This is a genomic window from Pseudomonas sp. ERMR1:02 (genome assembly GCF_002277815.1).
GTDB lineage: Bacteria > Pseudomonadota > Gammaproteobacteria > Pseudomonadales > Pseudomonadaceae > Aquipseudomonas.
In genome coordinates, this window is sequence record NZ_NKJI01000004.1 from 250,928 (window position 1) to 264,177 (window position 13,250).

General features: G+C 58.9%; 8 protein-coding genes and 5 pseudogenes. 5 read left to right on the forward strand and 8 right to left on the reverse strand.

The features are described 5' to 3' along the window. Positions 1-54: 54 nt before the first annotated feature. Both CES87_RS09800 and CES87_RS09810 read left to right on the forward strand, forming a co-directional pair. Positions 55-975, forward strand: coding sequence for a histone deacetylase (locus CES87_RS09800; protein WP_128605983.1), 921 nt, complete (start codon positions 55-57; stop codon positions 973-975). Positions 976-1,259: 284 nt separating this feature from the next. Continuing rightward, a complete protein-coding gene (locus tag CES87_RS09810; RefSeq protein ID WP_128605985.1) occupies positions 1,260-2,501 on the forward strand; it encodes a TIGR03862 family flavoprotein in 1,242 nt (413 codons plus the stop codon). 124 nt (positions 2,502-2,625) lie between these two features. Here CES87_RS09810 and CES87_RS09815 read toward each other — a convergent pair whose 3' ends face one another. Together CES87_RS09815 and yedA are read right to left on the reverse strand one after the other, a co-directional pair. Next, entirely contained in the window at positions 2,626-3,963 is a 1,338-nt protein-coding gene (locus tag CES87_RS09815) for a DEAD/DEAH box helicase (protein ID WP_128605986.1), read from the reverse strand. A gap of 66 nt (positions 3,964-4,029) precedes the next feature. Next, positions 4,030-4,959 (reverse strand): drug/metabolite exporter YedA, encoded by a 930-nt coding sequence (gene yedA, locus CES87_RS09820; protein ID WP_128605987.1) that lies wholly within the window; start codon positions 4,957-4,959, stop codon positions 4,030-4,032. 164 nt (positions 4,960-5,123) lie between these two features. Here yedA and CES87_RS09825 point away from each other — a divergent pair. Next, a pseudogene (locus CES87_RS09825) lies at positions 5,124-5,569 on the forward strand (Lrp/AsnC family transcriptional regulator). Between the two features lie 129 nt (positions 5,570-5,698). Here CES87_RS09825 and CES87_RS09835 read toward each other — a convergent pair. From CES87_RS09835 to CES87_RS09845, 3 genes and pseudogenes are all read right to left on the reverse strand, one after another. Beyond that, positions 5,699-6,308: pseudogene (locus CES87_RS09835) on the reverse strand (PolC-type DNA polymerase III). Positions 6,309-6,330: 22 nt separating this feature from the next. Beyond that, complete coding sequence (locus CES87_RS09840) at positions 6,331-6,810, reverse strand: NYN domain-containing protein (protein ID WP_096514962.1); 480 nt, start codon at positions 6,808-6,810, stop codon at positions 6,331-6,333. 160 nt (positions 6,811-6,970) lie between these two features. Then, positions 6,971-7,773, reverse strand: a pseudogene (locus CES87_RS09845) (DUF2076 domain-containing protein). A 178-nt stretch (positions 7,774-7,951) separates the two neighbouring features. On the opposite strand from CES87_RS09845, the gene CES87_RS09850 reads away from it, so the two are divergent. Continuing rightward, on the forward strand, positions 7,952-8,626 hold the full coding sequence (locus CES87_RS09850) for a YciC family protein (RefSeq protein ID WP_128605988.1): 675 nt from the start codon (positions 7,952-7,954) through the stop codon (positions 8,624-8,626). 65 nt (positions 8,627-8,691) lie between these two features. Continuing rightward, the gene (locus tag CES87_RS09855) at positions 8,692-9,771 is read left to right on the forward strand and encodes an endonuclease/exonuclease/phosphatase family protein (RefSeq protein WP_128605989.1); all 1,080 of its coding nucleotides are present in this window, start codon (positions 8,692-8,694) and stop codon (positions 9,769-9,771) included. Positions 9,772-9,892: 121 nt separating this feature from the next. Here CES87_RS09855 and CES87_RS09860 read toward each other — a convergent pair whose 3' ends face one another. From CES87_RS09860 to CES87_RS09875, 3 genes and pseudogenes are all read right to left on the reverse strand, one after another. Beyond that, a complete protein-coding gene (locus CES87_RS09860; RefSeq protein WP_128605990.1) occupies positions 9,893-10,318 on the reverse strand; it encodes a RidA family protein in 426 nt (141 codons plus the stop codon). A gap of 73 nt (positions 10,319-10,391) precedes the next feature. Beyond that, a pseudogene (locus CES87_RS09865) lies at positions 10,392-11,656 on the reverse strand (flavin-containing monooxygenase). A 309-nt stretch (positions 11,657-11,965) separates the two neighbouring features. Beyond that, positions 11,966-13,020, reverse strand: a pseudogene (locus CES87_RS09875) (ABC transporter substrate-binding protein). Positions 13,021-13,250 lie beyond the last annotated feature (230 nt).

Genomic DNA, 13,250 nt, shown 5'->3' on the forward strand with positions numbered 1-13,250 from the left:
ACGCTGGTAGGATCGTTCACTCATTCCAGTTCGCCTTTTATAGACAAAGCAGTCATGCCCCTGCCACTGATCTACCACGAAGACTACAGTCCCGAGTTCCCGGCGGATCACCGATTCCCCATGGACAAGTTTCGCCTGCTGCGTGATCACCTGGTGGAAAGCGGCCTGACCCGCGACACCGACCTGCTGCGCCCGGAACTCTGCCCGCCAGAGATTCTGGCCCTCGCCCATGACCCTTCGTATATCGAACGCTACATGGGTGGCGAATTGTCCCGCGAAGATCAACGCCGCCTTGGCCTGCCCTGGAGCGAAGCCCTGGCCCGGCGCACGGTGCGGGCGGTCGGCGGCTCCCTACTGGCGGCCGAACAGGCGCTGGAACATGGCCTGGCCTGTCACTTGGCCGGCGGTACGCACCACGCACACTACGACCACCCCGCCGGGTTCTGCATCTTCAATGACCTGGCGGTGATCAGCCATTTCCTGCTGGAAAGCGGCCGGGTGAACCGGGTGCTGATCTTCGATTGCGACGTGCATCAGGGCGACGGCACTGCACGAATCCTGCACAACACCCCGGAGGCCATTACCGTCTCCCTGCATTGCGAGAAGAATTTTCCTGCACGTAAGGCCGAAAGTGACTGGGACATCCCGCTGCCCAACGGCATGGGCGATGCCGATTACCTGAAGGTGGTGGACGATGCGCTCAACTATTTGCTGCCGCTCTATCAGCCGGATTTGGTGCTGTATGACGCCGGTGTTGATGTGCATAAAGATGACGCGCTGGGTTACTTGAAGCTGACCGACCAGGGCGTTGCCGCCCGCGATGAAAGCGTGATGCGCCATTGCCTGGGCCGGGATATTCCGGTGGTCGGGGTGATCGGCGGCGGCTACAGCAAGGACCGCAGGGCCCTGGCGCGACGGCACGGCATTCTCCACCACAGCGCACAGCGGGTCTGGCAGTCATCAGGATGTCATTGAGTTGTGGATGCTTTACCCACAATGCCTGTGGAACCACCTGTGGATAACCTGAGCGAAAGGGACTGCAGGCCATGCGAAGTAAGGGCTACAGAGTGGTGGTTGTTTTTTGACCACCCTTCGGTCAGCACTGAAGATCTAATGTGGGAGCGGGCTTGCTCGCGAAAGCGATTTAACATTCAACATAGATGTTGTCTGACTCACCGCTTTCGCGAGCAAGCCCGCTCCCACATTTGATCTGTGCGGTAGAATCCCCGGCTTCATTCGCCAAAACCGCAGCGCTTCCCATGACCCAATCCTCGACCTCCTCCCCTTCCCAAGTCGCCATCATCGGCGGCGGCCCCGCCGGTCTGATGGCGGCTGAAGTGTTGAGCCAGGCCGGGATCAAGGTCGACCTGTACGACGGCATGCCTTCTGTAGGGCGAAAATTCCTCCTCGCCGGGGTCGGCGGCATGAACATCACCCACTCCGAAGCCTACCCGGCATTCCTCTCGCGCTACGCTGAACGGGCACCGCAGATTGCTCCGTTGCTACGCAGCTTCGGTGCCGATGCGTTATGTCAGTGGATTCATGACCTGGGCATCGAAACCTTTGTCGGCAGCTCCGGCCGGGTATTCCCGACCGACATGAAAGCCGCGCCATTGCTGCGTGCGTGGCTCAAACGCCTGCGAGATGCTGGCGTAGTTATCCACACCCGCCATCGCTGGCTGGGCTGGAACACCGATGGCAGTCTGAAAGTGTCCTGCCCTGAGGGTGAAAGAGCCTTGACGCCTGACGCCACCTTGCTCGCCTTGGGCGGCGGCAGTTGGGCGCGCCTGGGTTCGGATGGCGCATGGATGTTGCCACTGGAGCAGAGGGGCGTAGTACTGGCGCCACTGCAACCGAGCAATTGCGGCTTCGAAGTGCAGGCCTGGAGCGAACTGATGGTCAGCAAATTCGCTGGCGCCCCGTTGAAAAACATTGCCATCGGCCTAAACGACGACATTCCACGGTTGGGCGAGTGCGTGATCACCGCGACCGGCATTGAAGGCAGCCTGATCTACGCCCTGTCCGCACCGATCCGCGAGGCCATCAACCTGCACGGTTCGGCGACCATCCATCTTGATCTGTTGCCGGGCCGACCTGTGGATAAAGTCCAGGCCGCGCTAAGCAAACCGCGCGGCTCGCGCTCCATGGCCAAGCATCTGCACAGTCAGCTGGGAATTGACGGTGTGAAAGCGGCATTGTTGCGCGAACTGACCCCGGTCGAGTGTTTTGCCGATGCGACGCTATTGGCCAAAGCGATCAAGGCGCTGCCCTTGACCCTGGTGAAAACCCGGCCATTGGACGAAGCGATCAGCAGCGCCGGCGGTGTGAAATTTGAAGCGATGGATGAGCGATTGATGCTCAAGACATTGCCGGGCGTGTTCTGCGCCGGGGAGATGCTCGACTGGGAAGCGCCGACGGGCGGCTATTTGCTGACCGCGTGTTTCGCCAGTGGGCGTGCGGCTGGAGTTGGCATCGTTGAGTGGTTGCAGCGCAAGGGCTGAAGACAGCGGCGCGCCCTTCGCGAGCAAGCCCGCTCCCACATTTGATCGGTGTCGTTCATGCGAACTTGTTCAAATGTGGGAGCGGGCTTGCTCGCGAAGGCGGCCTAACAGACGCCGCAGCTAATCAAGGTTTACGCTTACGCGGCCCGGTGTTGAACACCGGCACTTTTCGCACAGGTTTGACCGAAGGTTCCGGCGCAGAAACCTCCCCGCTATCAACCCATTTACCGAGGTTGCGTTTGCCGCCACCACCCGAAGCCTTTGGCTTCTTCGGTTTCTTCGGCTTCTTCACCACCTGACCGCTGGCATCGGTATCCGGCACCCGATGCTCAGGCTCGAAATCCGGTTCGTTCTGACGCTTCAAGGTCTGACGGGTCAACGTCTCGATGGCCGACAGAAGATTCACTTCATCAGCGCAAACCAGGGAAATTGCCTCGCCGGTCGAACCCGCACGCCCGGTACGACCGATCCGGTGGATGTAGTCCTCGGCCACGATCGGCAAATCAAAATTGACCACCAGCGGCAAGTCTTCGATATCAAGACCACGGGCCGCAACGTCGGTGGCGACCAGGATCTGCACCTCGCTGGCCTTGAAGCGGTCCAGTGCGCGTTGACGGGTCGCCTGGGGTTTGTCGCCGTGGATGCCGTCTGCGTTGATGCCCAGGCCCTGGAGTTTTTCCACCAGGGCGTCTACGCCGTTGCGGGTCTTGGCGAACACCAGCACCTGCTTCCATTTGCCCTTGCGCATCAAGTGCACGAACAGTTCCGGCTTGCGCTTCTTGTCCACCGTCACCACCCACTGCTTGACGGTGTTGGCCGCCACGTTGCGCGGGCTGACTTCGACGCTTAGCGGGTCGTTGAGCATTTGCCCGGCCAGCAGACGGATGTCGTCGGAGAAGGTCGCGGAGAACAGCAGCGTCTGACGTTTTTTCGGCAGTGCCTTGTAGATGTTCGCCAGTTCTTCGGAAAAACCCAGGTCGAGCATGCGATCGGCTTCGTCCAGTACCAGGGTTTGCAGCTGATTGAACTTCAGCGCGTTCTGGCGGAACAGGTCGAGCAAACGGCCCGGGGTCGCGACCAACAGATCCACACCGCTGCGCAGCTTCATCATTTGCGGATTGATGCTGACGCCGCCGTATACCGCGTAGGTGCGCAATGGCAGGTTCTCGGCGTACTGGCGCACGGCTTCGTGAACCTGCTCGGCCAGTTCACGGGTCGGCACCAGGATCAGTGCGCGCACCGAATTGGCGGTGACTTTCGGCCCTTCCATGGCCAGCAATTGCAGAAGCGGCAAGGCGAAACCGGCGGTCTTGCCAGTGCCCGTCTGGGCCGCGGCCATCAGGTCGCGACCGGCCAGCACCGCCGGAATGGCTTGCGCCTGAACTGGCGTCGGAGTCTGGTAGCCGAGCGTTTCAAGAGAGCGCAGCAAGGGTTCGATCAGGCCAAGTGTGGCGAAAGTCATGGAAGTACCGTAGGAAAATTCAGCGCGGGTTGTTCAAAACAAGTGTGCAATGGCGCGCAGTTTACCCTAATTCACACGGGATTCTGTCGGCACTGCCTTCACCACCGGCCGCTGCGGCGTCCGCCGCCACTGCGGAAGGCCGATCAGCACCACGGCGCTGATGATCACCAGCATGGCCAGCGCTTCCTCAATACCGATGGTCTCGCCGACAAACACGATCCCCAGCAACACAGCCACCGCCGGGTTGACGTAGGCATAACTGGTGGCCGCCGCTGGACGGACGTGTTTCAACAGATACATGTACGCGTTGAAAGCGATGATCGAACCGAACACGGTCAGGTACGCCAGCGCGGCCCAACCTTCGATCGGCGGCACCTGCTCCAGGTGCTCACCGCTGACCGCGCTGCCAATCAGCAACACCACGCCACCCACCAGCATTTCCACCGCACTGGCCATTGCTCCCTGAGGCAATGGCAAATGTTTGCTCCACACCGAACCGAAGGCCCAGGTGGCCGCCGCAAAAATCAGCAACGCAGCACCCAACGGGCTCGATTGCAGGTTGGAACCGAGGTTGAGCATGGCGATGCCGATCATTCCGAGCGCGATTCCGGCCCATTCGAGACGGGTATTGCGCGCGCCCCAGAAATAGCCACAGAGCAAGGTAAACAGCGGCACCGTCGCCACCGCCAACGCGGCCACTCCGGAAGCCACGCCCGTGTGTTCAGCCACACTGACCGCACCGTTGCCGCACGCCAACAACAAGACGCCGATGATACCGGCGGCTTTCCATTGCACCCAAGTCGGCGCTGGCGCCCCGCGCCAGCGCAGGAATGCGTACATCAGGCTCCCGGCGATCACGAAACGGATGCCGGCGAGCAGCAATGGCGGCCAGTACTCCACGCCAATGCGGATCACCAGGTAAGTCGAGCCCCAAATCACATACAAGGCGAAAAAGGCAGCGATCAACGGTAAGGGGAAGCGACGTATCGCGGACATGGGGCAGCTCACAGACAAGATAAGTGAAGGGCTATTCTAGAAAGGCTGACGCCGGAAAATAAGTTACAAAACCTGTTTAAAGCGTCGGTAGACTTTTCAAAACACGGAGTTCATGGCTATAAACCGTGTTTTCGAAAGTCAGCCATTTTTCAGGAGTTGCCACGATGGATAAGTATGACCGGATGCTGCTCAGCGCCCTGCTGGAAAACGGTCGCGCGTCCTACGCCGATCTCGCGCGCAAGGTGAATTTGTCCGCCCCGGCCGTGGCCGAGCGCGTAGCCAAACTCGAAGCCAGTGGCGTGATCACCGGTTACCAGGCGAAAGTCGACATGTCCAAGGTCGGGCTGCCGATCCAATGCGTCATCGAACTGCGCCTGAACCAGCACGGCAATCAGAAAGCCTACGACGACCTGATCAAGATCCCGCAACTGACCGAATGCCACCGGGTGACCGGCGACCCGTGCGTGATCATGCAAGCGCGGTGGGCTCGATGCCGGAGCTCGAAGAGTTGATCAATCGCGTCGCCCAGTTCGGGTTCAGCAAGACATCGATTGTGTTGTCGAGCGCGATAGAGAAGCGGGTGCCGCTGGGGCAGTTGGAAGGGAAATAATTTAACGTCGAATGCGATCAAATGTGGGAGCGGGCTTGCTCGCGAATGCGGTATGTCAGTCAACACTAATGTTGAATGATGAACCGCATTCGCGAGCAAGCCCGCTCCCACACCTGATTGGTGGTGTTCTTAAAATCCGCGATAGCGCTTGAGATGCTCACCCACTTTCGCCGCCGGCACTTTCTGCAACTTGCACAGCAAATCATGGGACAACTCGCGCAAGCCGTGCTTCTGGCGTAATTCTTCGGCCAGATGCGCCGTCAGGTTGGCGGCCATTTCCGCATCGGCCATGGCCCGGTGAGCCTTGCCGGTGTGGGGCAGGTTGGCGAAGGTGGTGAGAGTGCCGAGTTTGTGGTTCGGCGCGGTAGGCATCAGGCGGCGGGCGAGCAGCAGCGAGCAGGCGAAGTTCTGCAGACGGGTGCGCTTGATTCGCCCCAGTTCGAAGTCCCAGAACTTCTGGTCGAACGCCGCATTATGCGCGAGCAATGGAGTGCAGCCGACGAATTCGTTGACCTCGTTCATCACCGTTTCGGCCGATGGCGCGGTGCGCAACATGGCGTTGCTGATGCCGGTGAGTTGTTCGATGAAGGCCGGACGCGTACGCCCGCATTCATCAGGCTCTGGTAACGCTCGACGATGCGCCCCTGTTCAAGGATCACCACGGCAATTTCCGTGGCCCGGCAGCTGCTGCTCGGGAGATCCCGGTGGTTTCAAAGTCGATGACTGCTATGCGTTCCAAACCTGTTTCAACTCCGTAAAAATCAATTCTTGAGCAGCAATGCGCCTTCGATCGGCACATAGCGGCTGGCAGCGCGGATCAGCGAGTTGGCGGTCAGGCCCGGCACGCCATAGGCCACCGCTTGCACACCGTGCTTGCTGATAATGCGTTCCAGCAGCATGTCGAAATCACCGTCGCCGGAAGCCAGTACCACTTCGTCGACATGGTCCGCCGCGTCCATGATGTCGAGGGTGATGCCCACGTCCCAGTCGCCCTTGGCTGAGCCATCACTGCGCTGGATATACGGTTTGAGCTTCACGGTGAAACCGAGGTTGCGCAGGATCTGCTGGAACTGCTGTTGTTTGCTGTCGCCACGATCGATGGCGTAGGCGTAGGCCTCGACGATCTGCCCCTGCTTGCTGATTTCAGCCCACAGCGCGGCATAGTTGAAGTGGCAACCGTAAGCCTGACGCACGGTGTAATAGAGGTTCTGGACATCGGCGAACACTGCGATTTTTTTCACCGGACACCTTCATTAGAGCGCTGACGCGCTGGCCTTTGGCGCGCAAGAGCGCAGGCAGAAACAGGCACCAGGCCCGAAAAGTCGCCCAGTATGCCAGCCTGAAGGAGGGTTCCGCGAATAATCGGCCGGAAGCGCCGCAGCGCTCCGGACGAATGGCGTATCAGACGTAGGAGTCGTCGTCGCCGCCAAACAACGATGAGCTGTCATCGCTGTAGTCGGCGTCGGTAAAACCGCCCTGGTCCTTGCTATAGGAATCGTTACCGGCCATGCGCTGGTCGTCACCCCAGCCATTGTTGCCTTGGTCGTTGACCTGGGCTGGCTCTTCCTTGATGACTTCGACGATTTCTTGCGGTTGCTGATTGTGATGGAACAGGCTGCTGATGCCTTGGGCCAGCATCACGCCACCCGCCACGCCTGCCGCGGTTTTCAGCGCACCGCCGAGGAAGCTGCTGCCTGCCATCGGTGCCGCTTGTTGCGGTGCATAGCTCTGCTGAGGAAAGTTCTGTTGCGGCGCAGCACCAAAATTCTGCTGTGGTGGTTGCGAATTGAACGAGGACCGCCCCGGCTCACGCCAACCACCACCGTTCGACACCGGTGCGCTCTGGCTCGGGCGGGCTGCTGATCACGGGAACCGCCACCGAAAATGCTCGACAGGAAACCACCGCTGCTCTGTGCCGGAGCCGGAGCCGAAGCCGAAGCCGCTGTCTGCGCCCTGGCTTGCTGCAGGTCAGCCTGCAATTGCTGGATCTGCTGGGTCAGTTGTTTGTTCTGTTCATCGAGGCTCTTGATCGCCGCCTCTTGCACCAGAATCGCCTGGGTCATGAAATAACCTGCCGCAGGCTGGCGGGTCAGGTGTTCCTTGATCCGCGCCTCGGCCTGGGCGTCGCGCGGGGCTGAGTTCGTTTCGGCCTGTTGCAGCCGGGAAAACAGTCCATCGATCAGGGTTTGTTCTTCGCTGTTCATGGCGACCTCGTAGATTGCCGGGGAAATCGTTGTCCTTTTCCACTAAGGATAAGGTGCTCGACCTTAATGGAGGCTGAAACAAGATGTTTCAATGACCTTTACCGAACGTTTACGTTTGCTTGTGGCGGTACATCATCGGTTACAGTGTGTGACTGCATATGACCAGCGATACCGACTGATGAATCCGTTAGATGTACTGCGTGACTCCCTGTATTTCTTCAAGCGCAATCTGGGCCAGATCGTGCAGCTTTGCCTGCCGCTGGTGATCATCGAAGCCCTGTTGCAACAAGTAGTCGACCACTCAACCGAGCCGGACAGTTTCCCCGGAGTCAGCGTGATCGTCGGTCTGCTGGTTTATCCACTGTACACCGCCGCGCTGATTCTGTTCCTCGATGCCCGCAGCCGTGGCGAATCGCCACGCAACCGTGATCTGCTGTCGAGATCCGCTTACCTGTGGCCGCGCTTCGCCCTGCTGACCGCCCTCAATACCCTGCTGATCTTGCTCGGCTTGTCGCTGTACTTCCTGCCGGGTATCTATCTGATGGTGACCCTGGCGTTTGGTGAGTACCTGCTGGTGCTGCGTGGCCTGGCGCCGCTGGCGGCGATGAAGGAAAGCCTGCGCCTGACTCGCGGACATTTCATGCGCATCCTGGTGTGCATTCTGTGCGTGATGGGGCCGTTGTGGCTGCTCAAGGGTGTAACGCTGGCAGCGTATCCCGAGCCGCAGAACCCGGTAATCTCGCTGCTGATCGACAGCGCCCACAGCTTCCTGCAACTGTTTACCAGCGTGGTGCTGTTTCGCCTGTTCATGCTGATCAGCGAAGTACCGGAAAAAATCGACAAACCACTCTGACCTTGGGCGACCGCCCGTCACTCGGGTATGCTCGGGTCAACTTCCGTAACGCGATAAGCCGAGCCATGACCCGACTGCTGCGCTACACCTTGCTGGGAATGTTGATCGTGATCGGTCTGACCGGCGCGACGATCTACAGCCTGACCTGGCGCCCCGCCGCCCGTGAAGTGCTGCCAGTCAGTTGCAGTACCCGAGCGCCGACCCTGGCTCCCGGCCAAGCGCTGAAAGTCATGACCTGGAACGTCCAGTACCTGGCGGGCAAGCGCTATGTGTTCTGGAATGACCTGGCTTCCGGCACCGACGAATCCCCGACCCACGAAGACATGGCCTTCAGCCTCGATGAAGTGGCGCGGGTGATTCGCGACGAGCAACCGGACATCGTGCTGTTGCAGGAACTCGATGACGGCGCCAAGGCCAGCGATTACCAGAACCAGCTCAAACTACTTCAGGAACGGGTCGCTGATCTGTATCCGTGCAGTGTCTTCGCCTTCGACTGGAAGGCTGACTTTGTCCCTGATCGGCATATCTTCGGCAGCGTTGGCCGGCAACTCGCAATCTTGAGCCGCTTTGAGATCGAACATGCCCAGCGCCTGCAATTGCCGGTCGCGCCGGCCAACCTGATCAGCCGCCAGTTCCAGCCTAAAAACGCCTTGCTGGTCGCCTATCTGCCGTTGAGCGACAGCGGCCAGATTGCGGTGCTCAACACCCATCTGGACCGCGTGACGCAACCCGACGAGTCGCTGCAAATGCAGATCTCGGCCGTGGCCAAGGTCCTCGACAAATTCGAAAGCCGCGGTACGCCGTGGCTGATCGGCGGCGATTTCAATCTGTTGCCGCTGGGGCAATACCAGCGTCTGCCCAGCGAGCAACGCACGCCCTACTCCGCCGACAGCGCACTGCATGTGCTGTGGGACAAGTACCCGATGATCCCCACCAACAACGAAGCCAGCGGCATCGATCGCGCCCGCTGGCTGACCCACTACCCGAACGACCAGGGCCTGAACGGCCCGGACCGCACTGTCGATTACCTGTTTTACAGCCCGCGCATCAAACGGGTCGAGGCAATGGTCAGGCAGGACGATACGTTGCGCATCTCCGATCATTTGCCGGTGATTGCGCGGTTTCTCCTACCCGCCACCCCTTGACGACCCATCTCCTGTAGGAGCGAGCTTGCTCGCGATGGACGTCAACGATTACGCGGGAAATCAGATACCCAGCGGCGCCCTCTGGTTTTTCGCGAGCAGGCTCGCTCCTACAGAAGAGCGGTTAATTCATCTTCCAATCATCCGGAATGACCGCGATCACGTCGATTTCCATCAGCCATTGAGGCTGGCCGAGCCCGGATATCACCAGTCCCGTCGAAATCGGGAAAACGCCCTTCAACCACTTGCCCACAACCTGGTAAACCGGTTCGCGATAACGTGGATCGATGATGTAAGTCGTGGTTTTGACGATATGGGAAAGATCGCTGCCAGCCTCTTCCAGAAGCTGTTTGACGTTTTTCATCGCCTGTTCGGCCTGTGCACCCGGATCGCCAAGTCCCACGAGGTTACCGTCAAAATCAGTGCCGATCTGGCCCCGTACATAAACCGTGTTGCCAGCCCGTACGGCTTGGCAAAGATCATTATCCAGAGACTGGTTGGGATAGGTGTCTTTGGTATTGAACATGCGAATTCGAGTGTGAGTAGGCATCAACTGACTCCCCTGAAACCTGATTTGTGTTTTGGGTCGGGAATGGCCACAAGACCATTCCTTCGATCGATTCTTAGCGCTGCGACGGTGCTCGGTATTCAAGGTACTGGCGCTGAGTGGCAATGTGGCCTGCGACATGTTTGGCGTCGTGCCAGACGCCCCAGATAAAGCTAGAGCCGCGACGCGACAGCCACGGCAGACCCACGAAGTAAACACCTGGCTCGCTCGATACACCGCGCTGATGACGCGGCTTGCCCTTGTCGTCAAACGCGTCGACCTGCAGCCAGTTGTAATCGACGGCGTAGCCGGTTGCCCAAATGATCGAGGTGATGCCCGCCTCGGCAAGATCAAGCTCCAGGATCGGACGGGTGATGCAATCAGGGTCGGGAAGCATAAACCGGGCTTCGGGCTCTTCTGGCAGGTCAATACCGTTGCGCGTTACGTAGGCATCCGCTGCATCCAGCAGAGACAGATAGTTTTCGTCTCCGGCAGCGACGTTTTGCGCCAGATCCTGCTGGAAAGTCACCACGCCGTCGCTGAAGGATTTAGTCAGCCCCACCAGCGTGACACCTTGCTTGGCCAGCGCCCGAAAATCGACGGTATTGCCGCCACGCGCACCGCTTACCGCGATGGTGACGTGCTCACGACCTGGCTGCATGACTTCAGCATCCCAAAGCCCCAGAACCCCAGCCACCAGCAGAAGTCACGGTTGCGATAGGCGCGAGGTGGACGGTCATGCTGGCCGACAGACAGATAGACCTGTTTACCGGCGCGCTGTAATTCATCAGCGATCTGCACACCGGAAGAGCCTGCACCCACCACCAGCACGCCGCCCTCGGGCAGTTGCTGCGGGTTGAAATACTGAGCCGAATGAATTTGCGTGATCCGCTCGTCTTTTGGAGCAATCGGCGGAATGACCGGGCGCTGGAACGGGCCGGTCGCCGCCACCACGCGATTGGCCTCGATCACGCCTTCGGAGGTTTCGATGGTGAAGCCTGGGCGATCGGCGTTGCGTATCACTTTCTTGACTTCGACACCGGTGCGAATCGGCGCTTCGAATTTCTCGGCATAGGCTTCGAAATAAGCCGCTACGCGATCTTTTGAAGCGAAGGCATCGGGTTCAAGGTCTTCGAAGGCCAGGCCGGGAAAACGGTCATGCCAGACCGGACCGTTGGCAACCAGCGAATCCCAGCGCCCGGTGCGCCACGCTTCAGCAATGCGGTTACGCTCCAGAACGAGGTGGGGAACACCCAGTTTGCTCAAGTGCTCACTCATGGCGACGCCAGCCTGGCCGGCCCCGACAACAAGCGTATCTACTTCGATCTTGTTAACAGTCATGCTTGTGCCCTTCTTGATCGCGACAGATCAGCTGCTTTAATTAATAAGTTCCGCTGTTATGAGTTTGTTCGCGGAATACTTATATTTTGTTCAATAAGTGCGAATAGCGAAAATATGATTTTTGTAGTTGTTGCTTATGAAAAAACTACTTAGCCGTCACGCTCATGTTCGTTTTAATTGTTATGTATTAACGCATCAACTGTAGGAGCGAGCCTGCTCGCGATGGTCGTTAACGATTACGCGACAAGCCTGACACCCCGCGACGCAATCAGGTTCTTCGCGAGCAGGCTCGCTCCTACATTGAATAACTTAGCGTGCCGCCCAAGCGTTGAAGCGTTCCTCCAGCTCTTCGCCGTGATCGACCCAGAATGTGGCATCTACCAGCTGACCTTCAGCCAGATTGGCTTGAGCTGTGGGGAGCTGGGCTAGCGTGTCGGCCGGGAGCTGCGCCAGCACATCCTTGCGAATCGGGCCGTAGGGGATCTGGGTGGAGAAGGACTTCTGGCCGCTCGCCTGACTGGCAAAAACGATGAAGCGCTCAGCAAGCGCCTTGTTCGGACTGCCGCGAACAATGGCCCAGTGATCAGGATCGTAAAGGTGGCCGTTCCATGAGATCGCCAGTTTCGAGCCTTCTTTTTGCGCGACAGCAATACGGCCGTTGTAGGCTGCCGACATGACTACGTCGCCTGCCGTGAGCCATTGAGGGGCTGGGCACCGGCTTCCCACCATTGGATCGAGGGCTTGATCTGGTCAAGCTTGTGGAACGCCCGATCCACGCCCTCCTTGGTACCCAGGACTTTATAAAGGTCTGCCTGTTTAACGCCATCGGCGAGCAGGGCAACTTCCAGCGTGTACTTGGCGCCTTTGCGCAGGCCTCGCTTGCCCGGATACTGCTGCAGATTCCACATGTCCGCCCAGGATGTTGGAGCCGCGGTGACTTTGCTCGAGTTGTAGGCAAGCACCATTGACCACACGTAACTGGCCACACCGCACTCGCTGACAGCCCCAGGCAAGTAGTTACCGGCTTCACCGATCAGTGCCGGATCGAGCCGCTCGAACAACCCCTCTTCACATCCTCGCAAGAGCTCGGGACTTTCAACTTCGACAACATCCCAGCTGACCTGGCCAACATCAACCATGGCTTTCACTTTAGAAAGTTCGCCACTGTATTCACCGACCACCACTTTACCGGCACCGCTTTTTTCAAAAGGTTTGAAATAAGCACCCTCTTGCGCTGCTTTTGTCGCGCCACCGAATGAAATAACAGTAAGACTTTCTGCGTGCGCGACGACCGGCACCGTGCATACAAGTAACGCAGCTAACCCAGCGACCGATTTCACGCTTGAAGACGAATACTTGAACATAGAATCTCCCTCACTTTTTAGTTGTGATTAGTTACTGAGGCAGTCACGACCACGCGGCCGTAAATGCGCGAATGACAATCCGCGCAAGGACATCTTGTTGTTTTAATTCGCACCCTCTTCAAGTGCGCGGCCAAAGGTCGAACACGCTACGCTTCCCTTCTCGACCGCCAGGGTGGCCAGGTCGTTTTCGGAGGATGTAGAGATAGTGCGTCAAGCGAGCTCAGAGGAAA